36 protein-coding genes and 2 pseudogenes are annotated in these 20,394 nt (G+C 23.0%); 22 read left to right on the top strand and 16 right to left on the bottom strand.

All coding sequences use genetic code 4. The features are described 5' to 3' along the window. Nucleotides 1-2: 2 nt before the first annotated feature. From mnmE to SKUN_RS08995, 3 genes are all read right to left on the bottom strand, one after another. Nucleotides 3-1,352, bottom strand: coding sequence for a tRNA uridine-5-carboxymethylaminomethyl(34) synthesis GTPase MnmE (mnmE, locus tag SKUN_RS00280; RefSeq protein ID WP_053390364.1), 1,350 nt, complete (start codon nt 1,350-1,352; stop codon nt 3-5). A gap of 450 nt (nt 1,353-1,802) precedes the next feature. Next, a complete protein-coding gene (locus tag SKUN_RS09000; RefSeq protein WP_158500721.1) occupies nt 1,803-1,961 on the bottom strand; it encodes a hypothetical protein in 159 nt (52 codons plus the stop codon). 113 nt (nt 1,962-2,074) lie between these two features. Continuing rightward, nucleotides 2,075-2,212, bottom strand: a complete 138-nt coding sequence (locus SKUN_RS08995) for a hypothetical protein (RefSeq protein ID WP_158500720.1) — start codon at nt 2,210-2,212, stop codon at nt 2,075-2,077. Nucleotides 2,213-3,052: 840 nt separating this feature from the next. Here SKUN_RS08995 and SKUN_RS00275 point away from each other — a divergent pair. From SKUN_RS00275 to SKUN_RS00250, 7 genes are all read left to right on the top strand, one after another. After that, nucleotides 3,053-3,322 (top strand): hypothetical protein, encoded by a 270-nt coding sequence (locus SKUN_RS00275; RefSeq protein WP_053390363.1) that lies wholly within the window; start codon nt 3,053-3,055, stop codon nt 3,320-3,322. After that, on the top strand, nt 3,323-4,111 hold the full coding sequence (locus tag SKUN_RS00270) for a hypothetical protein (protein WP_053390362.1): 789 nt from the start codon (nt 3,323-3,325) through the stop codon (nt 4,109-4,111). A gap of 1 nt (nt 4,112) precedes the next feature. Further along, complete coding sequence (locus SKUN_RS00265) at nt 4,113-4,853, top strand: recombinase RecT (RefSeq protein ID WP_053390361.1); 741 nt, start codon at nt 4,113-4,115, stop codon at nt 4,851-4,853. A gap of 113 nt (nt 4,854-4,966) precedes the next feature. Next, entirely contained in the window at nt 4,967-5,443 is a 477-nt protein-coding gene (locus SKUN_RS00260) for a hypothetical protein (protein ID WP_053390360.1), read from the top strand. Beyond that, nucleotides 5,433-6,206 carry a DNA-methyltransferase gene (locus SKUN_RS00255; protein ID WP_144416745.1) on the top strand — a complete coding sequence of 258 codons (774 nt, stop codon included), beginning with the start codon at nt 5,433-5,435 and terminating at the stop codon, nt 6,204-6,206. Before SKUN_RS00260 ends, SKUN_RS00255 begins: the two co-directional genes overlap by 11 nt. Nucleotides 6,207-6,218: 12 nt before the next feature. Further along, a complete protein-coding gene (locus SKUN_RS08990; RefSeq protein WP_158500717.1) occupies nt 6,219-6,377 on the top strand; it encodes a hypothetical protein in 159 nt (52 codons plus the stop codon). Between the two features lie 9 nt (nt 6,378-6,386). Further along, nucleotides 6,387-6,578: a hypothetical protein gene (locus SKUN_RS00250; RefSeq protein ID WP_053390358.1), complete on the top strand. Its 192-nt coding sequence runs from the start codon at nt 6,387-6,389 to the stop codon at nt 6,576-6,578. Between the two features lie 198 nt (nt 6,579-6,776). Here SKUN_RS00250 and SKUN_RS08985 read toward each other — a convergent pair whose 3' ends face one another. From SKUN_RS08985 to SKUN_RS00195, 12 genes are all read right to left on the bottom strand, one after another. Next, nucleotides 6,777-6,938: a hypothetical protein gene (locus SKUN_RS08985; protein ID WP_158500719.1), complete on the bottom strand. Its 162-nt coding sequence runs from the start codon at nt 6,936-6,938 to the stop codon at nt 6,777-6,779. An 81-nt stretch (nt 6,939-7,019) separates the two neighbouring features. Further along, complete coding sequence (locus SKUN_RS00245) at nt 7,020-7,286, bottom strand: hypothetical protein (RefSeq protein ID WP_053390357.1); 267 nt, start codon at nt 7,284-7,286, stop codon at nt 7,020-7,022. 77 nt (nt 7,287-7,363) lie between these two features. After that, nucleotides 7,364-7,672, bottom strand: coding sequence for a hypothetical protein (locus tag SKUN_RS00240; RefSeq protein ID WP_053390356.1), 309 nt, complete (start codon nt 7,670-7,672; stop codon nt 7,364-7,366). A 3-nt stretch (nt 7,673-7,675) separates the two neighbouring features. Then, complete coding sequence (locus SKUN_RS00235) at nt 7,676-7,894, bottom strand: hypothetical protein (protein ID WP_053390355.1); 219 nt, start codon at nt 7,892-7,894, stop codon at nt 7,676-7,678. A 482-nt stretch (nt 7,895-8,376) separates the two neighbouring features. After that, nucleotides 8,377-8,601 carry a hypothetical protein gene (locus SKUN_RS00230; protein WP_053390354.1) on the bottom strand — a complete coding sequence of 75 codons (225 nt, stop codon included), beginning with the start codon at nt 8,599-8,601 and terminating at the stop codon, nt 8,377-8,379. Nucleotides 8,602-8,652: 51 nt separating this feature from the next. After that, nucleotides 8,653-9,033, bottom strand: coding sequence for a hypothetical protein (locus tag SKUN_RS00225; protein ID WP_053390353.1), 381 nt, complete (start codon nt 9,031-9,033; stop codon nt 8,653-8,655). A gap of 3 nt (nt 9,034-9,036) precedes the next feature. Continuing rightward, nucleotides 9,037-10,431, bottom strand: coding sequence for a hypothetical protein (locus SKUN_RS00220; protein ID WP_053390352.1), 1,395 nt, complete (start codon nt 10,429-10,431; stop codon nt 9,037-9,039). After that, nucleotides 10,424-10,702 carry a hypothetical protein gene (locus tag SKUN_RS00215; protein ID WP_053390351.1) on the bottom strand — a complete coding sequence of 93 codons (279 nt, stop codon included), beginning with the start codon at nt 10,700-10,702 and terminating at the stop codon, nt 10,424-10,426. The genes SKUN_RS00220 and SKUN_RS00215 overlap by 8 nt, the downstream gene beginning before the upstream one ends. Further along, complete coding sequence (locus tag SKUN_RS00210) at nt 10,702-11,016, bottom strand: hypothetical protein (RefSeq protein WP_053390350.1); 315 nt, start codon at nt 11,014-11,016, stop codon at nt 10,702-10,704. The genes SKUN_RS00215 and SKUN_RS00210 overlap by 1 nt, the downstream gene beginning before the upstream one ends. A gap of 95 nt (nt 11,017-11,111) precedes the next feature. Further along, nucleotides 11,112-11,360, bottom strand: coding sequence for a hypothetical protein (locus tag SKUN_RS00205; protein ID WP_053390349.1), 249 nt, complete (start codon nt 11,358-11,360; stop codon nt 11,112-11,114). Nucleotides 11,361-11,707: 347 nt separating this feature from the next. Then, nucleotides 11,708-11,896: a hypothetical protein gene (locus tag SKUN_RS00200; RefSeq protein ID WP_053390348.1), complete on the bottom strand. Its 189-nt coding sequence runs from the start codon at nt 11,894-11,896 to the stop codon at nt 11,708-11,710. Nucleotides 11,897-11,908: 12 nt separating this feature from the next. Continuing rightward, nucleotides 11,909-12,118 (bottom strand): hypothetical protein, encoded by a 210-nt coding sequence (locus SKUN_RS00195; RefSeq protein ID WP_053390347.1) that lies wholly within the window; start codon nt 12,116-12,118, stop codon nt 11,909-11,911. A 318-nt stretch (nt 12,119-12,436) separates the two neighbouring features. Here SKUN_RS00195 and SKUN_RS09980 point away from each other — a divergent pair. The 15 genes and pseudogenes from SKUN_RS09980 to SKUN_RS00150 all read left to right on the top strand — a co-directional run. Then, nucleotides 12,437-13,130, top strand: a pseudogene (locus SKUN_RS09980) (IS30 family transposase); the annotation flags it as partial. Between the two features lie 535 nt (nt 13,131-13,665). Next, nucleotides 13,666-13,959 (top strand): annotated as a pseudogene (locus SKUN_RS08665) (IS30 family transposase); the annotation flags it as partial. Nucleotides 13,960-14,157: 198 nt separating this feature from the next. Continuing rightward, nucleotides 14,158-14,355 carry a hypothetical protein gene (locus tag SKUN_RS00190; protein ID WP_053390346.1) on the top strand — a complete coding sequence of 66 codons (198 nt, stop codon included), beginning with the start codon at nt 14,158-14,160 and terminating at the stop codon, nt 14,353-14,355. 449 nt (nt 14,356-14,804) lie between these two features. After that, the gene (locus SKUN_RS11125; RefSeq protein WP_268794840.1) at nt 14,805-14,936 is read left to right on the top strand and encodes a hypothetical protein; all 132 of its coding nucleotides are present in this window, start codon (nt 14,805-14,807) and stop codon (nt 14,934-14,936) included. 13 nt (nt 14,937-14,949) lie between these two features. Then, the gene (locus tag SKUN_RS08980; protein ID WP_155522072.1) at nt 14,950-15,114 is read left to right on the top strand and encodes a hypothetical protein; all 165 of its coding nucleotides are present in this window, start codon (nt 14,950-14,952) and stop codon (nt 15,112-15,114) included. Nucleotides 15,115-15,243: 129 nt separating this feature from the next. Further along, nucleotides 15,244-15,381: a hypothetical protein gene (locus SKUN_RS08975; protein WP_158500718.1), complete on the top strand. Its 138-nt coding sequence runs from the start codon at nt 15,244-15,246 to the stop codon at nt 15,379-15,381. A 1-nt stretch (nt 15,382) separates the two neighbouring features. Further along, nucleotides 15,383-16,141, top strand: a complete 759-nt coding sequence (locus SKUN_RS00185) for a pentapeptide repeat-containing protein (RefSeq protein WP_053390345.1) — start codon at nt 15,383-15,385, stop codon at nt 16,139-16,141. Then, nucleotides 16,141-16,419, top strand: a complete 279-nt coding sequence (locus SKUN_RS00180; protein ID WP_053390344.1) for a hypothetical protein — start codon at nt 16,141-16,143, stop codon at nt 16,417-16,419. Before SKUN_RS00185 ends, SKUN_RS00180 begins: the two co-directional genes overlap by 1 nt. Next, nucleotides 16,419-16,865 (top strand): single-stranded DNA-binding protein, encoded by a 447-nt coding sequence (locus tag SKUN_RS00175; protein WP_053390343.1) that lies wholly within the window; start codon nt 16,419-16,421, stop codon nt 16,863-16,865. Before SKUN_RS00180 ends, SKUN_RS00175 begins: the two co-directional genes overlap by 1 nt. Next, nucleotides 16,856-17,509 (top strand): hypothetical protein, encoded by a 654-nt coding sequence (locus tag SKUN_RS00170; protein WP_053390342.1) that lies wholly within the window; start codon nt 16,856-16,858, stop codon nt 17,507-17,509. The genes SKUN_RS00175 and SKUN_RS00170 overlap by 10 nt, the downstream gene beginning before the upstream one ends. Next, a complete protein-coding gene (locus SKUN_RS00165; RefSeq protein WP_053390341.1) occupies nt 17,493-18,179 on the top strand; it encodes an ERF family protein in 687 nt (228 codons plus the stop codon). The genes SKUN_RS00170 and SKUN_RS00165 overlap by 17 nt, the downstream gene beginning before the upstream one ends. Then, entirely contained in the window at nt 18,179-18,589 is a 411-nt protein-coding gene (locus SKUN_RS00160) for a hypothetical protein (RefSeq protein WP_053390340.1), read from the top strand. The genes SKUN_RS00165 and SKUN_RS00160 overlap by 1 nt, the downstream gene beginning before the upstream one ends. A 32-nt stretch (nt 18,590-18,621) precedes the next feature. Continuing rightward, the gene (locus SKUN_RS00155) at nt 18,622-19,395 is read left to right on the top strand and encodes a DNA-methyltransferase (protein WP_053390339.1); all 774 of its coding nucleotides are present in this window, start codon (nt 18,622-18,624) and stop codon (nt 19,393-19,395) included. A gap of 12 nt (nt 19,396-19,407) precedes the next feature. Continuing rightward, a complete protein-coding gene (locus SKUN_RS08970) occupies nt 19,408-19,566 on the top strand; it encodes a hypothetical protein (protein WP_158500717.1) in 159 nt (52 codons plus the stop codon). Continuing rightward, entirely contained in the window at nt 19,559-19,768 is a 210-nt protein-coding gene (locus tag SKUN_RS00150; protein ID WP_053390338.1) for a hypothetical protein, read from the top strand. Before SKUN_RS08970 ends, SKUN_RS00150 begins: the two co-directional genes overlap by 8 nt. Nucleotides 19,769-19,793: 25 nt before the next feature. Here SKUN_RS00150 and SKUN_RS00145 read toward each other — a convergent pair whose 3' ends face one another. Continuing rightward, nucleotides 19,794-20,393, bottom strand: a complete 600-nt coding sequence (locus tag SKUN_RS00145) for a hypothetical protein (protein WP_053390337.1) — start codon at nt 20,391-20,393, stop codon at nt 19,794-19,796. Nucleotide 20,394 lies beyond the last annotated feature (1 nt).

Genomic DNA, 20,394 nt, shown 5'->3' with positions numbered 1-20,394 from the left:
TCCTATTTTCCTAGGCAATACTTACTAAAAATTGTTGTTAATAAGTCTTCTTCATAGTTTTCACCTAGAATATCACCCAATATTTCTCAAGCCTCATGTAAGTCAACATTAATAATATCAACCGGAAATCCACTCATACTATTATTATATGCATTTTTTATTGAATTTGCTACTTTCTCTAATAAAGAAATTTGTTTTATATTTGACAAAACTAGTTGATCATCTTTTGTAATCTGCGCTGTTTTATATAAATTTAAAATTTTATCAATAAGAGACTTGATATCTCGGTTTAATGCTGAAATTAAAAAAATATTTTGTTGCAAATTTTCATTTTGTACTTGCATATTAAGCAAATCGCTTTTATTTAAAACTAACAAATATTCTTTATTTTTAATTAGTTTTTTAAGTTCAGGACTTAAATTCATTAAATCAGCATAATTATCAGCAACAATTAAAATTAAATCAGCATTAATAACTTGTTGACGTGCTTTATCAATTCCAATTTGCTCAATTTTATCAACTGTCTCACGTAAGCCAGCTGTATCAATAATATTTAATGTTAATGGTCCTAAATTAATCTTTCCTTCAACAATATCTCTTGTTGTTCCTGGCAAATCAGAAACAATAGCTTTATCTTCGTTCATTAATGCATTTAATAATGATGATTTTCCAACATTTGGCTTTCCTAAAATTAAGACATTAATACCATCATCAATCATTTTTCCAACTTTACTAATTTTAACTAAATCATTAATTTTTTGTTCTAAAATTAATAACCGCTGGTTTAATTCTTGTGTAGTTAAATCACCAACACCATCATATTCAGGATAATCAATATTTACTTCAATATTTGCAATGATATCTAATAATTCATCACGATATGTAATAATTAAATAAGTATTTTTATTTTGCAAATTATTCAAAGCTATTTTTGCACTAGTATCATTTGTCGCATTAACTAAGTTATTAATAGCATCTGTTTGAATTAAATTAAGTTTTTTATTTAAAAACGCTCGTTGTGAAAATTCACCTTTATTTGCTAAACGTGCTCCATTTTTTAGTAATAACTTAATAATATTATTTGTAACTAATACACCACCATGGCAATTAATTTCAATAATATTTTCTCCAGTAAAAGAATTAGGTTTTTGAAAACAAACTAAAATAACTTGGTCAATAATCTCTTTGCCATCTCTTAAATAACCATAGTAAATTTGATTTCCGTGTGGAATAATTTTTTTTGAAAAAACTTTATTAATAATTTTATAACTATCCACTCCAGACATGCGAATAATTGCAATTGCTTGCTTTACCATTGCGGTTGCTGGAGCAATTATTGTATCCTCAATCATTTTATAAAACTCCTCTTTTATTAATTAGTTATATTATATCAAACAATAAATTATAAATTCAAGTATAAAATATATAATTTTTGTGGAAATAATATACATTTAAGACCAGTTCTATCGTTAGATTAATTATACAGCTTTTTTATTAATTTTTAAATCAACTAAATTAAATCTAAAAAATGACAAAGTACATTCAAATACATTAATATCATCCAATTTATTTCAGCCAGGACGTTCGTCCCTAATATTCGTTTTTTCGTAATTAAGACATTTATATAATTCATCATATAGGTAACCATATTTTTTGTAATTATATCTTCACCATTAATATTTTTAGTAACAGTTAAATTTTTTGAAAAATATATTCTTCCAGAAGATAACTAGCGTTTTATCGTAAAATTTCGATCAACTATTTTTCATCCTTTTTCACCCATAACCAAAATCCGACTAATACTATTTTCAAGACTTTTTTTCATCTCAATTATGATTAATAATTAATTTTTCTGTTTGTGCATCATGCCCAATTCTATATTTTAAATCTTCTTTTAATTTATGGTATTTTAAAAATCAATCATTAACTTTATTTGTCATACTAAAAACCTTTTTAGTCATATCTTTAAATTCAGTAGCTGAAATTGATTGTTCTTATAAAATATAAATTTCAGTTAGAACATCATTTTTTTTATTTCTACCTCAACTAAAATTTTTACAGCGTCGTCTTTTCCTTAAATAGTATATGCATAATCAGACCCAACAGCTATAAAACTAAATCAATATTTATTAATATCTTTTCATCAAAATTCAGTTGGATCAAAAAACTCTGCTCCTTCTATTAGTTTTTTTCGATAACTATATTTTTCCAAAGTAAATTGACGTTCTTTTCCTAAAAATAAAGAATCGTATGTTTGTGGATTATTTTCCTTCTATAAACCACACACATTTTGTATTTTTGGTTTTTACAGTTTTGGAAAGTAATTTTTTTTTTAATATTTTTAATTAAGGAGTTTAAATTATGCAAACAAAGCAATATATTATTTTGAGGTCTCTAGTGAAAAAGTATGGTAAAGATAATGTTATTAATACTGTTAATAAGATTGGAAAAAAAATTGAAATTAAAAAGTAAAAGAATAAATTATTCCGCGTAATTTATTAGCGAATAATTTATTCAATAGTGTTTTTAAAGAAGCAAAGCGACAACGAGCGGATCGAGAGTTTGCAAATTTCAATTTTTTTAGTTTGTAGAATAAAGGATGAAGTAGGACAAAAAAACCGACCCTTATTGGGTTGGTTTTTTTATTTAAAAACAACCATAAAAAGGAGATGAAAAAAATATGTCTAAAAATACTTTTATTAAATGTAGTAAATGTGGAACACCAAAGCAGTTTCATACAGTTAACCATCGTGAAAAAACAGAATGATTTGAAGATGTTTATTACACTGAATATTAAAATTTTGTTTTTTTAAAACCTTAAATTTTATAAAACAACTTTAAAAATTAAATATATTGGCTCTACAAGTGTTTAATTTAAAATTACATATTTTTTAGGGAAGGTTCCCCAACAAGGCATTTCCGCCGGCATGAAACCATTAGAGCTGTTAACTTGTTTTTTTGCGATTTTGTAAATTAATGACTTTGATTAAGATAGACGCGTAGTGGTGCATTCATAACTATTAGAACAATTAACTATTGAGGAGGATAAATAATGACAAAAACAGAATCAATTAAATTTGATAAATTACAAGAAGAAAATGATGCACTTAAAGCAGAAAATGAAACACTTAAAAAAGAACTTGCTGAAAAAGATAAAGAGTGAGAAAAACTTGTATTAGAAATATATGATTTACAACAACGCCAATTATATAAAGAAGGTTTTGATGAATATTGTCAATATGTAAATGGTCGAAGAGAAGATACTTTTATTATAAAAGATAAATCTTTATATAAAAAATTACCTAATAAGGAGGTGAAATAAATGAGTGATATTGTAAAAAATACAGTAAATAATATTACATTTCATTTTCCTTTAAAAGTAGATGATTTTAAAAATGAAAGTATTTTAGCATATAATGTTCAAAAATTTAAAGAAGAAAATAAACAAGAATTAACTGAGTATATTTTTAGACATATTAATCATTATGCTTTAAATGGTTATCAAAATGTATATTTAAAAGATATTCCAAGTGCTATTACTAAAAATAATTTTGTTTTTAAAGAATGATTAGAACTTATTCAAAAATTATTAGATGAACATAATAGAATTGGAAAAATAATTACTAATTATAGAAATTATATTGAAAGATATAGAGTTGAAATTAATAATAATATGACGCAAGCACGCATACAAAAGCAACAAGAGTTTTTAAAAGAACAAGAATTAAAAAAACAGGAATTAATTGAAAAAACAAATAATTTAACACCTGAGATGGGTCTTGATATAGACCAAATTCAAGATGAACAAGTTCGTGTAATGGAACAAATTGAGCAAATTGATAAATCATTAGAACAAAAAGAATTAAAAAAAGTTGGTATTAATTTAATAAAAGAAAAAATATTAATAAAAGATATTGAAATACTGGGCATTGATAATGATTTTTTAGAAAATGCTAATCAATATGAATTAGTTCAATTAATTAAAACTTATTTAGTTATTGATGAAAAAATTGTTAAAAATGAAATTAAAGCACAATGAGATAGTAATGTAAATACTAATACTATTGGTATTAAAGGTATTAAATTCAAAATAAATAAAGGAGTGAAATAAAATGATAACTGAATTACAACAATATATTAAAGGTGCAATTATTAAATATGAATTAAAAGTTAATGATAAATATTTAAAAGAAAATATTTTAGCACTTGAAGAATTAAAAATGAAAAATGGACAAAGTTATATGCAGTTAGTTAATACTGCTGATAATACTAAAATTACAGCATTAGGTATTATTAAATTAAGTAATAAAGGGTTAATTTTTGGAAAAGATTTTAATATTATTCCATTTAAAAATAAATTAACTACTGTTATTGATAGCAAAGTTTATTGTAAAAGAATTGAAGAAGCAGGATATAGTCCAAGAAAAGCAATTATTTTTAAAGGTGAGAAATTTGAATGAGATAGTTTAAATTCATGTCCTAAAATACATGAAATTAATTTTAATGCAAATACTAGTGATTATAATGAGATTATTGGTGCTTATGCTTTTGCAAAAGATAAAAATGGTAATTATCAAGGTATTTTATTAAGAAAAGCAGATATTGAACGATTAAAAAATAGTAGTCCGAGTGGAAATAGTGAATATTCACCTTGAAATAAATGACCAAAAGAAATGGTTGAAGCAAAATTATATCGTAAATTAGCATTAGAGATAGGGCTTGATATATCTGATATTGATTTAGATGAAAAAGAAATTAAAGAAGATGGTAATTTTGAATATATTTCATTTAAAGATATTAATTTCGCCAAAAATAAGGGGCAAATTAGCGATGAACCATTATCAAATAAATAAATACCCCATCTTATCCAGAAATAGCAGACACAAATGATAATGTCGTTAAAGAAGATGATATATCAAATGTAACACCAGTAGTTAATAATAACGAACGATGAGGATTGAGCAACTTGATAAAAGTAGGTATTGACCCATCAGGAACTGGTACTACTGCTATTGTTGTATATGAAGATAATAAAGTTATTAGAAAAATTGAAATTATATATAATAATTGATTAAAACAATTAAAATTTATAATAGATGTATTTTCTGAATTTAGATATAAAAATTCATATGAAATTAGTATTGAAAATTGTTTACCAACAAATGCTAATGGTTCAAAAGATAGAGATGATTTATTACGATTAGTAGGTGCATTAGAAATTAAATTAAATGATTTACAACTTGAAATTAATTGAGTATCACCACGCCATACTAAGTCAGTTGTTAAAAATATGGAAAATTTAAGTAAATATCAGAAAATAACAGCAGTTTATGAAAAAGATAATTCATTAACTTATGAATATAGTAAAAGTTGATTTTATAATAATGAAAAAATAAGTAATCATCTTCGTGATGCTATTATTATTGCTAATTATGAAAACTAATTTAGGTAAATTATATTTAGGTGATAGTTTAGAAATATTAAAAATAATACCTAATAAAAGTATTGATTTAATATTAACTGATCCACCTTACCTTTACCCCGATATTGCTAAAAAATTAAAAAATAAAGAAAAGCATATTGAATATAATTTAAAAAAAATGCAAGATCCTAATTGTTCTAATATTCAATATCAAATTCGGAAAAGAGAACTTGAATTTTTACAAGGTGAATTTATTGATAGTTTTGATATACCATCATATTTTAAAGAATGAATGCGAATTATTAAAAAACCAAATTTTATAATTTATTTATCAAAACAACAATTAAAAGAATATTTAATTGAAATTGAAAATTATAATTTAAAATTTGAATTAATAATTTATCAAAAAACAAATGATGCACCTAATAATAATGCATATCGTAAAGATAAAGAATTATGTTTATATATTTATAATAAACCAATTTCTTATAGTAATGTTTGAAATCAAGATATGCAGACTGTTTATCAAATAACAAATAGTAATAATCAATTTATAGGAACAATTAAACACCCTACTGTTAAAGATATTAATTTAATTAAATTACAAATTAATAAACATAGTAAAGTTGGCGATACTGTATTAGATTGTTTTTTAGGAAGTGGAACAACTGCTATTGCTTGTGAACAATTAAGTCGGCATTGAATTGGTATAGAAATTAATAAAAAATATTATAAATTAGCAAAACAAAGATTAAATAGCATCCAAACTACATTATTTTTTTAAAGGAGATTATTTATGAAAAGAAAATTAATTCGTAATATTAATGTTTACTTAAATGAAAAACAAGAAAAAGTTTGAAATGAATTACCTGAATTATATACCAACTCACAACGAATAGAACATATTATTAATTTTTATATAAAACACAATAAAGGAAATAATAAAAATGAATAAATTTATTTTATGTTATCGTACAAAAAAGGTAATCGTCCATGTAAAAACTGATTTGGTGAATATATAACTGGTATTGATGTTAAAAATGTAAATATTAATTCAACCTGAGACTGAGAATATTTAATAAATAAATATGGTGAAAAGAATTTAATTATTTGTAAAGATGATAAATTAGAATTAATATTACAAAATAAAAAATAACCAACTAGGGTTATTTTTTTAAATGTTATTTATTTCATCTTTTTTTAAGACAATATTGATTTCAACTTGCTACTTGTTCTATTGTTTGTTTACAATTATGACAAATATTAACATTATGTTTTTTTAAATACTTACGAAATATTAATCAACCAAATAATATTAAATATAAGATATAACTTGGAATTTTATAAACTTTTTCTAAACATTTACCAATAGGTAATTTAATTGCTGGTATTTTAGGTATTGTAATTTTCCATCTGTTGTTTTACCATATAACGGTTTAATTTCTTGCCCTAATCATAATGATTTAGAAATCATATAAACCATTACTTTATCTTGGAATAAAGTACCTGTTACCATTGTATTTTCTGAAATACTTTCACCAACTAATTGAGTATATGCTCGTGTTAAATCTAAATATGAATGTGGTTCTCAAATTATTTATCAGTCACTAGTATTTGTACCAATTTGAGATGCGTTAATTTTTCTTGTTTCATCAGTCATACGATGTGCTAATTTATACATTAAATCTAATGCATCTTGTTGAGTTTTAATTGTACTTGTATCATAAACAAAAGCATAATTAGAATTAAATTTTGATCTAGCAATATAATTATCAATTACACCTTTTAAAAAGTATAATTCTAAATTAAACATCATATTTTCTGTAATTGAACCAGTTCATTTTGCTACTAATTCACCTCGCAATGATGGATCAGTATTTTTTAAACGATCTAAATCAAATCTTCTTCATTGTGTTTTTAATCCGATTGTATGATCAATTACTAAACGACCACGCTTAGCATTTTGATTTTGTTTTGGATTTCCTTTTTCATGATTTCATTCACTATCACCATAAAATAATCGTTCAGGTAAGGTATTGTATAAATTGCAAATGCATAATCTGCACTTTCCATATTAGGACTTGATTGTGCTGTTGCTGTTAAGCGATGAAAAGTATAATAATCAGGATTTGATAAAATATCTTTTACTCTCATTTCTTGTGCTGATAATAATAAATGTCCTTCTTTTGTTAAGTTTGCTACTCCATTTCCAATAACAAATCCTTCATGTAATCCTATAATTGATGCCATATTTTATTTTCCTTTCTGATATTCTTTTTGAACTAAGTTTTTAATTCTTTCATTAATAGGAATATTATGATTATCTTGTAAATTTTCTTTAATTTTTTGTGATAATTCTTCAATAAACATATTTTCATCTTTAATTTGAATTCCACCATTCATTAGGTTTTTCATATCTAATTGTGGTTTTTTCTCAATTAAATCTTTAAAGTTAGTTTTAATATATTCCATATCTTTACCACTATTTAATAGTTCTTCAACTAATTTACGATTTTCTTGTGGTACTTGTGATAACTCATATTCTTTTATTTTTGACTGATAATTATTAATTTTTTCTTCATATTGTTTTTCAGTTTCAGTTTTAATACGAGTTTCTACACAGGGTCTTTTATTAAAATATTATCTAATTCAACAATGCCTTTATTTAGTTTTTTATCATAAGTTATTTTAGGAAAACAATAACCTTCACCAGGAGCACTTGTTTGTATAAATTGTATTACTGATAAACCACTATGACTAATTTTGTCATTAATACTTGAAAAAGTAATTTCTTGTCATAAGAAACTGCCATCTTCTAATGAATAATAATTAATAACATTTGATGGATATAATAATTGCCTATCTTGTGGGGCAGAATTAATATCACCACCAATATTTAAACCAAAGTCATTAAATACAGTATAAAAATTATAATAATCATTAATATTTAATTTTTAAGAATCTTCATCTAAAATTAATAAAGTATATTGTCTTTCTGTTGATTGCTGAGTAAATACTTGTTCAAATTTAGCATCACCAAACTGAATTAAACTTCTATCATCAATCATATAAGCATCTCAATATTTACCAACTTTAACTTCTTTTGTATAAAAATTATCTGCTTTATTATCATTATTTATAAAATAACTTAATTTATATTGTTTTAAATATTCTAACATTCTATTAATATCATAAATATTTTCACCATCAATTAATTTTCAATAATCATTTTAATTTTCATCTTTTAATTTTATAGCAAATGGTGTTTCATTATTTGCTCATATTGTTGAGTCAACTGGTTGCTTTTTAAAATCATCAATAGTTAAAATATTAATTTCTTTACCTTTATATTTTTGAACTATTTTTAAACTACCTTGTCATTGTGCAATAGTACTTTCCATATTATCAAATATACAAGTATAAGTTCCATAATCACTTGTTTTAGCATTATTAGGTTTTCAACCTGTTTCTGTATCAGGAATATATGAACTATAAACATTAAAAGGAAATACCATTCAATGTCGATATTCTTTTATACTTTCCCTTATATCTATTGCAGTAACACCTGCTCTTGTTCTTAAATATGCCATAGCGGCTGGGCTAATTGTCATTTATTAATCCTCCTTAATTTCTGTTCTACCTTGAAAAGCATTTTGATTATTACCAGTTTCATCATATTCTAGTAATTTATTATTATTTTCTATTTCTTTTGCTTGCATTTTATCTTGTCATTTTTCAATTTTTTCATAATATTTAGTTGCTTCTAATTTATCAATATTATCATATTCAGTAATTGCTCTTATTGGTTCCATTGTTCCATTGTCTAATCTAGCAGTAATTAATTCATTTTGTCGCATTTGGTCAACCAAACTAGCACTAACAAAATCAAAACCATAAGGACATTCACCATTTCCATCTCATAAACCATAATATTTAAAAACAATATCAAACATCTTAGTATAATATTGTTTACGATATGATTGTAAATAAGCTTGTTTTTCTAAGTCTTTTGTTTTTTTTATTAATGATTGTGTTTTATTTTCTTCACTATCTGAAGCATCACCAAAAGGACTAGAAAAATTACATGCTATATATACTTGTTCAATAATAGATTTTTGGTCTTGTGTATATGTTTCTAAAATTGGTGTACCTTGTACTACTTGTAAAGATTGAGATGATGTTCCATCTGCTGCTGTTTGACCCGATTGAATAAAAATATCACTAAATACATCTTGTAATACTTTTTTATTACCATTATTATAAGCAGTCATTAAATTATCATCTAATTGACCATATCAATGTGTACGATTTGCATATCTTTCTTTTGATTTAATATTAAAACTATCTTCTAAATCAAATTGTAATTTATAACAATTTAACATTGTAGGTCATGGATTTAATGTAGTTGATATTGATAAAAATAATTGATTAGGTTCATTTATCATTTCTCAAAAAGTAATAATACCTAATTTATTTTTAAATTCTTGTACTAAAATAGGTTTAACATAATCTTTAATTTGTGTTTTACTTTGACAAACAACTACTTCATTATTTTTAGGTCAACCTTTAATAATTATTTTATCTTTAGTACAAATTAAATTTAAAATAAAACCACTATCTGATTGATGATAATTTAATCAAATATCAGCACCTTGTTCAATTTCATTTATTTTACTTACTCTTGAAGTAAAGTTAAATGGGTTAATTCATAAATCAATATTACCATCACTAGTTTCTAATAAATTAGAAATAGTTTTACCCATTAAACTTGCTGTTAATTCATTTTTATCTAATTTCTCTTTTATTTTATAAGTTTCATATCATCAATTTAATTTTTCTAAAATGTCTTTACGATGGGACTTAAATAATATATCTTTACCATTTACTAAACGCATTTGATGGCAAGCAATAATATTTGCTAAATTAATTGTTCAATCATAATTATAATATTTTAAAACACTATTAATATCATTTAAGTTTGGTAAAGAAGGGTATGTATTATTATTCATTATTATTTTGCTCCTTTAATTTTAAAATAAGTCCATAATTAATTATATTTACAGTTAATAAACTGGGTTCATTTGATAAAACTTTTACACATACTTTAACTTTTTTATATTTTTTAATATATTCGTTATATAAATTTAATTTACATATTGCAATATTATCTTTTTTTAATTCTTGACAAAGTCTTTTTTTAACTTGTCCACAAACAGACATATATGGTATTTTTGCATTTATTACACGCTCATCATGTATTACATAAATATCTTTTTTCATTAAGTTATTAACTCCCTTTGTTGTCATAATTTATAATCTGATGAATTATTATGTTTAACCATATGTTTAACCATTGATATTAATTCAAAATGTAAAGCATAAAAATCACTATCAAATGTATCATCATATAAGTCTAGCATTCTTTCTTCCCTTAAATCTTCTTTATCTTCTCATTGAATTAATTCATATTGATTTTTACTTACAGGACATTTTTCTCATAATCATTTTAATTGATTAGTATTTATTAACATTGTAAATGCTTCAATACGATTCTTTACTTTAAATTTTTGTTTTTGTGCTGGTTTAAATGTCATATATTGACCAAAACTATAATTATATTTTTCTCGATTTAAACTTTCTAATATTGCATAAGCACTATCATCAACATTAATTGATATACCTTGTTGTATTAAATTATAAAATATTGATTTAATTGATTATTATAAAACTCTAAAATATCTTTTACTTGTTCTAATGATCCTTTAAATTGTTGGTTAGCATTTGAATGTGTATATTCTGCTACTTTATATGCTTTTTTATTAAATGAATTATATATTCAAAAACTAGCTGCTGTTGTATGTCCTTTTGGACTAGTAGAGTTTGCTAAGTCAACTCCACCCAATAATTTTGTTGGTTGTATAATATCTGTTGCTTGCATAATATCAATATATCTTGCAAAAATTGAACCACTAGTATTACCTGGTAAACCTCAACTTCATACTCTTGCTCTTTCAATATCTAATTGTTATAATCTTAATTGTTCATTAACTTTATCTTGTGGTAATTCATAATTAAGTCTTCAATTAGAATAATGATTTTAATATTTCATTTTTCAATATATTTAATTTGTTCATATTTACTATGCATTATTTCTTCATTAAAAGGTAATAATTCATTACAATAACCAACAATATATCTTTTTAAACTTTCAGGATTACAAGTATTAATTGTTATTTTATTTTGATAACAACGAATAGCAAATTCTAAATCATTTAAATCTTTTTGTTAAAATTGGTCACATTCTTCTCTTCAATCAATAACTAATTTATATTTATTCAAATCAGCAAAAGCTTTTAATTTTTCTTTTCGACTTGGTGAATGTAAACCTTTACAATATATTTTGCTACCATTTGATAAAGTAAAAGTAAAATTTGATAAATTAATAGTATAAGGAATATGATTTTCATCTAACATATTTCAAATTAATTAACTTTCAATTTTATCAACTTGTCGTTCAAGCAAAGAAACTATCTTTTCGATCTTGTAATTTTCATATCGTCATCTGTTAGAAAGTCTTAATTTATTGGTTAAATCATTTAAAGTATATGGTTCATCAGGTGATTTATTTTGCCAAAATTCATCTATTTTACGATAAAATGTTCGTAAACTTGCAGTTTTTGGATTAAATTCTTTCATTTTTTGCTCCTTTTTGCATATTAAAATTGCTATTATTTAAACAATATGGTTAAATAAGAGATTATAAAACAAACTTATCAAGAACTAAAAACGTAGCAAAATGTATTAAAGAACTTAACATTATTTTTATTATGTTTATTTTACATCAAAATAAAAAGAAAGTAAAATTAATTACTTTCTTTTTATGATATAAACAGATTTCAGAGACAAAATTTATTACTTACTTATTATTTAATTGTATAATTTTAAAAATAATTGTCAATAGTTTTTTAAAAAATAGTGTATAAATAACTTTAAAAAGATTGGAGACAGAAAAAAGTGAAAAAATATATACATGTAAAATTTGATGAAAGATATTTATTTGAAGATTTATTATTTTCTAATGCTTGTAAAAAGAAAAATGGAACAATTAATATGTCAGAAATAGCACGATAAACAAATCGTGGAATTAATATTGTTAAAAGAGAAATTAATAGATTTAAAAAAATAGAAGATTATACAGCAGTTGAATCACATAAAGATTATTATAAAAAACGAAAAAAATGTATTAAAAAAATACCTGAATTTACAGAAGAACAATTAAATTTTATTCAAATTAGATTTAATAAATATCGTAATACACCTGAGCAACTTATTTATCGTTATTTTTTAAAATTTGGTGTTAAATTTCCTGCTTGTGTTAAAACTTTTTATAAATGAGTTCGTTTGGGCGAGTTTGGATTAAAAAAAGAAAATTTATGTCATCGTGGTAAAAAAATATAAAACAAAAGGAAAATCTGATAATCTTTGTTAATTAACTAATTTTAAGTCAATTTGAAACATTGAAAATAAATTTTCTAATGTTGGATGATTTGAAATGGATACTGTTGTTGGTAAAAATCATCAATCTTCTCTTTTAGTTTTAGTATAACAATCAAGTAAAAAATACTTTGCAATAAAATTAGAAAATCATACTGCTAATGAAGTTTTTGAAAAGTTTAAAGAATTAGTTAAAATAAATAATTTAATGGGTTGTAAATTGTAAATGCCAACCGATAAAAAGTTAACTATTAATTTAATTAACTTTTTTAAGTTAATTATAGGAGGTTGAAATTATGCAAACAAAGCAATATTTTATTTTGCAGTCGCTAGTGAAAAAGTATGGTAAAGATATTGTTATTAATACTGTTAATAAGATTGCAAAAAAAATATTGAAATTAAAAAGTAAAGAATAAATTATTCCGCGTAATTTATTAACGGATAATTTATTAAATAGTGTTTTTTAATGGAGCAAAGCAATAACGAGCGGAGCGATTTTACAAATTTCAATTTTTTAATTTATGAAAGGAGATGTATTATGCCAACTTGATTAACTACAATTAGACCTTGTTTGGGAAATTTTACATCAAGACAATATTTTAAAAAAATTTTTTCAAATTAAATTAATATTTGTGTATTGTTAATAAAATCTATTTTTTTTGTTATATTTAATTTTAAAATATTAAAAATATTATTTTTAATTTGTTATAGTTTTATTAACTTTTTATCGTTTAGTTTTACAGTATACAGGTAAAATAAAAGACGTAATAACTGACAGAGGAAGAGAATTTTATAAATGAAGAGAATTAGAAATATTCGCTGAAACACAAATATATTTTTGTGATGCTGGTAAACCTCGCCAAAAACCTTTAATTTAATATATGAATAGTGAATTAAGACACTGATTTCCTTTTGGAACTGATTTTAATAAAGTTAGTCATAAACGATTAAATTGAGTAGTTAATGATGTAATTAATGAAAAAATACGGCCCTGTTTAAATTGAATAAATGCAAAAGAAATATTTTTACAGAATATTAAATAAATTTATTAAAATTCTTAATAAATCCTTTTTAGTGTGCTTAAATATGGTTAAATTAAAGTATATTTATAAAATAAGTATATTTATAAAATAATTTTATTTTTTAAAAAATAGTTGCATTTGTTAAAAATGATGTTATCATCAAATTAACAAGAGATAGAATTTGCTACTTGAATATACTTGATGCAAGAGGATTAATATATGGGTTCTTGTACCGAACCAAAAATTTCGCATAATGTAAAATGATTAAAAGGATATGGTGCTAAATCATATAGTGAAAAAGTTTTTAAAAATATGATTGCAATAAAAATGGCGAAAAAAAATGGTGTTAATTTAATTGATTTTTATCTTAATAAATTAAACAAAAAAAAATGAAAAATAATAAAATTATTATTTTAAAATGTAGAATAAAGGATGAAGTAGGACAAAAAAACCGACCCTTATTGGGTTGGTTTTTTTATTTGAAAATTAACTCTAAAAATTAAATATATTGGCTCTACAAGTGTTTAATTTAAAATTACATATTTTTTAGGGAAGGTTCCCCAACAAGGCATTTCCGCCGGCATGAAACCATTAGAGCTGTTAACTTGTTTTTTTGCGATTTTGTAAATTAATGACTTTGATTAAGATAGACGCGTAGTGGTGCATTCATAACTATTAATTGCAAGGATAAAAATAAAATCGTGTGCGTAGAGGTTGAATAACTTTTAAGAACTGGGCAGGGATTTCTTAATTAATCTACTAGTGGGGACTTGATGAGGAGGTACTTAATACTACAAGTAACTACAAAATGTAGAACATTGTAGTACTTTGTAGTTAATTGTAAAAAGGAGAATTTAAAAATAACTATGAAAAAGAAAATATGTTTTAAAAAAAGATATTGAGGTTATTGCTTTAAATGTAATAAACAAAATAAATATATTATTACACACGATGAAATTACTGATGAACATTGAGCATTAAATACTAAAAAGAATTAGGAGGAATTAAATTATGACTAAAAAATACTTATTAATTATTAAAAATGAATATTTAACTACTTATGCTTATTACACACTAGAAGAAGCAAAAGTGCGAGAAAAAATTGAAAATAATAATTATGGCTTATCAACGGCAATTATTGATTTAAAAGATATTGAATGAAAAGGAAATAAATAATATGAGTACACCAACATTAATATTATTTCATCTATTTCATCCTTATTTACATTGTCTTTTTTAATATATGGAATAAACAAAATTACTAGAACTGAAAAAGCAATCAAAAAATTAAAGGAGATAAATAATATGTGAAAAGATGAAAATGGAAATATTTATACTGAAGAAGATTTATTTAATGAAGCATTAGAAGAATGTCATTCAGAAGAGAGTGCTTATGACTATATTGAGACATTAATTATGAAAAAGAATTTGGAGGAATTATAATATGAAAACATTAAAAGAAGTTATTAAAGACTTAACTAGTATTGAAGTTGAACAAGAAAAATTAAATCAATATTTAGAAAGTGAAATATTAGATTTACGCGGTGCTTATTTAGGAGATGCTGATTTAGAAGGTGCTAATTTAAAGGGTGCTAATTTAAAAGCTGTTAGATTTGCTGGTGCTAATTTACATGGCGCTAATTTATATGGTGCTAATTTAAAAGATGCTTATTTAGAAGATGCTAATTTAGAGTGGGCTGTTTTAGAATATGCTAATTTAAAGGGTGCTAATTTAAAAGATACTGATTTACGAGATGCTGATTTAGAAGATGCTAATTTAAAGGGTGCTAATTTACAAGGTGCTAATTTAAAAGGTGCTTATTTATATGATGCTTATTTACGCTGTGCTGATTTAGAAAAAGCTGATTTAGAAGATGCTAATTTAAAAGATGCTAATTTACGCTGTGCTAATTTAGAAAAATCTAATTTACGCTGTGCTAATTTAGAAAAAGCTGATTTACGATGTGCTAATTTAAAGGGTGCTAATTTAGGAGATGCTGATTTAGAAGATGCTAATTTAAAGGGTGCTAATTTAGAAGATGCTGATTTATATGGTGCTTATTTACATGGTGCTAATTTAGAAGATGCTGATTTAGAAGATGCTTATTTAATTGGTGCTAATTTAGAAGATGCTAATTTATTTGGTATTAAAATCACCAAAAAACAATTAAACCAATTAACTATTATTGAGGAGGATAAATAATGACAAAAACAGTTAAAGAAATAGAACAAATACAAGATATTATAGATTTTATTTGTTCTAAGCATCAAACAAATGTAGATGATAAATTATTTAAATTATATGAAATTAGAAATAAAATGTTATATTACGAAAATGAACTTGCTGAATTAAAACAACAACAATTATATAAAGAAGATTTTGATGAATATTGTCAATATGTAAATGGTCGAAGAGAAGATACTTTTATTATAAAAGATAAATCTTTATATAAAAAATTACCTAATAAGGATGTGAAATAATGAATCAATTTACTGCTATTGGTAGAACAACAAAAGATATTGAAATTAAGAAAACAAATAATGGTAAAGAATATGCTATCTTTCAATTAGCAGTGGCAAGACCACACTCAAATAAAAAAGAAACTGATTTTATTCCTTGTCAAGTTTGAAATAAACAAGCAAGTGTATTACAACAATATTGTCAAAAAGGTAGTCAAATTGCAATTAAAGGTATTTTACAATCTTTTAAAGATAAAGATAATAAAATACATTGAATGGTAAGAGTTTATAGTTATGAATTTTTACAAACTAAGAATAATTTAAATAATGATACATATAATGATATACAATCTATAACACCAAACATAACAGATCAAACCCAATTAATACCAAGAAATATTCGTTTAGAAGAAGTAGAAACAAAAGAATTATTTGAAAATCAGGATGATACAATTTTATGAGATTAGATTTAAAACCTTTATATATTTATAATGATAAATTACATAAATATAGCATTTTAATCCCAAGTGTTAGTCAAATTGTTAATATTTTAATACCAAAAGATTATTCGCAAATTGATGAGAATATTTTAAAATTAGCACAAACTCGTGGAATATGTTTACATAATATGATTGATAATTGAATAAAAAATAATTTTGATAATGAATTAATTGAGTTTATTGATTGTGATATAAAATCACATCGTGAATTATTTAAAAATTTTATAAAACTATATCAAGAAACTTTTAAAGATATTAACTTTAAATATTATGAAACTGAAAAAACACTTTATAATCCTTTAATGTGTGGTACAACTGATTTTATTGGCATAACAATAAATAATGAATATATAATATGTGATTGAAAAATTACTAGTTCTAATGAAAAAACTGATATTAAGCGTTATATTTGACAATTAAAACTTTATTATTTATTAGAAAAAGACTTTTGTATAAATAGTAAAAAAATATTAATGATAATTATTAATCCAAAATTAAAAATAGTAATTAAAGAAAAAGTTAATATTACTAAACAAGATTTAGAACAAATTAAAAATGCTATTTTAATATGACAAGAAAAAGAGGAGTGAGAAAATGCCACAAGAAACTAAAAAAACATTAATTGAAAGTATTGGTGAAATACAATCTGATATAACCATTTTTGTTAATAAAAATGCACGAAATGATTTTAATAAATATAATTATTTTTCTGAAAGTGATTTATATAAAGTTTTAAAACCAAAATTAAAAGAACATAAGATAACATACACAATAGAAAGTATAGGTGAACCAACATTTATTAACAATACTGTTAAAAGTAAAGATGGTGAGAAAATAGTAATAACTTATTATTCAAAAGGTTTATTAACACTTTATAAAGAAAATGAAAAAATTGAATTAGGAATTACTTTATCAGCACAAAATAATGATATGGCAAAAGCAGTTGGTAGTGCTTTAACTTATGGAGCTCGTTATTGATTATGTAAAACTTTTGGAATAGCAACTGATGAATTAGACCCTGATAGTACTGAAATAAGTAAAGAAAATAGTAATGAAGTTAATAAAGAAATTATTAGTAACTTAAATCCAAATTGAATGAGTGATCAACATTACAATAATATTAAGGATTTTATTACAAATAAAACAATTAAGCAAGATATTATTTTAAGAGGTAAAACTTGATTAAAAGAAGAATTAAATGTTGAAAAATTATCACCAGTTATAATTAGAAGACAAAATGAAGATTTTTATAATAAATTTAAAGAAAGGTTTTTAAGATAATGATAAAAGTAGGTATTGACCCATCAGGAACTGGTACTACAGGTATTGTTGTATATGAAAATAATAAATTAATTAAAAAATATGAATTTACTAATAAATATTGAAAAGAACACTACAAGTTTATTAATAATAAAATTAAAGAAACAATGATATTTATTAATGTTGAAGATTGTTTATATACAAATGCTAATGGTTCAAAAGACCGCGATGATTTATTAAGATTGCTTGGTTCTTTATGTGTTTTGTATTCTATTAATTGATGAGTATCACCTCGTTATACTAAATCAGTTGTTAAAAATATGGAAAATTTAAGTAAATATCAACAAATAACAGCAATTTATGAAAAAGATAATTTATTAACTTATGAATATCGTAAAGGTTGATTTTATAATAATGAAAAAAATAAGTAATCATCTTCGTGATGCTATTATTATTGCTAATTATGAAAACTAATTTAGGTAAATTATATTTAGGTGATAGTTTAGAAATATTAAAAATAATACCTAATAAAAGTATTGATTTAATATTAACTGATCCACCTTACCTTTACCCCGATATTGCTAAAAAATTAAAAAATAAAGAAAAGCATATTGAATATAATTTAAAAAAAATGCAAGATCCTAATTGTTCTAATATTCAATATCAAATTCGGAAAAGAGAACTTGAATTTTTACAAGGTGAATTTATTGATAGTTTTGATATACCATCATATTTTAAAGAATGAATGCGAATTATTAAAAAACCAAATTTTATAATTTATTTATCAAAACAACAATTAAAAGAATATTTAATTGAAATTGAAAATTATAATTTAAAATTTGAATTAATAATTTATCAAAAAACAAATGATGCACCTAGTAATAATGCATATCGTAAAGATAAAGAATTATGTTTATATATTTATAATAAACCAATTTCTTATAGTAATGTTTGAAATCAAGATATGCAGACTGTTTATCAAATAACAAATAGTAATAATCAATTTATAGGAACAATTAAACATCCTACTGTTAAAGATATTAATTTAATTAAATTACAAATTAATAAACATAGTAAAGTTGGCGATACTGTATTAGATTGTTTTTTAGGAAGTGGAACAACTGCTATTGCTTGTGAACAATTAAGTCGGCATTGAATTGGTATAGAAATTAATAAAAAATATTATAAATTAGCAAAACAAAGATTAAATAGCATCCAAACTACATTATTTTTTTAAAGGAGATTATTTATGAAAAGAAAATTAATTCGTAATATTAATGTTTACTTAAATGAAAAACAAGAAAAAGTTTGAAATGAATTACCTGAATTATATACCAACTCACAACGAATAGAACATATTATTAATTTTTATATAAAACACAATAAAGGAAATAATAAAAATGAATAAATTTATTTTATGTTATCGTTCTGAAAAAGGTAATCGTCCTTGTAAAAACTGACTTGGTGAATATATAACTGGTATTGATGTAGAAGATGTTAATATAAATTTAACTTGGGATTGAGAATATTTAATTAAAACATATGGTGAAAAGAATTTAGTTATTTGTAAAGATAATAAATTAGAATTAATATTACAAAATAAAAAATAACCAACTAGGGTTATTTTTTTAAATGTTATTTATTTCATCTTTTTTTAAGACAATATTGATTTCAACTTGCTACTTGTTCTATTGTTTGTTTACAATTATGACAAATATTAACATTATGTTTTTTTAAATACTTACGAAATATTAATCAACCAAATAATATTAAATATAAGATATAACTTGGAATTTTATAAACTTTTTCTAAACATTTACCAATAGGTAATTTAATTGCTGGTATTTTAGGTATTTTAGTTGTTAATCAAGCAGTACCATGTAATATTGGATAAGATATAACAATCCCAGCATATCCAAAAAACCCACCATCAGTTATTTCATGTTGACCAAACATAAATTCTTTAACTGGTTCTAAACTTTGAATTCAATTAAAATGTAAGCTAGTAAAAAATAATCCATATAAACTTAAAAATGGAGTATGATATAAAATTGATAAAGCATTATATCGCATAATATATGCTTTTTTAATATGAAATGGATATTTATCATATTTTAAAAACTTACGATTTTTTCAAGTTTTAAAACTTTGACTTGGATTTCTTTGTTCAAAACCTAATCTTTGTCAATAAGTACCATTTTCATTTTTAATAATAATGTTTTCTTTATCTATCATA

Source organism: Spiroplasma kunkelii CR2-3x, from assembly GCF_001274875.1.
Taxonomy (GTDB): domain Bacteria; phylum Bacillota_I; class Bacilli_A; order Mycoplasmatales; family Mycoplasmataceae; genus Spiroplasma; species Spiroplasma kunkelii.
This window is presented reverse-complemented; position numbering and strand designations above follow the sequence as displayed.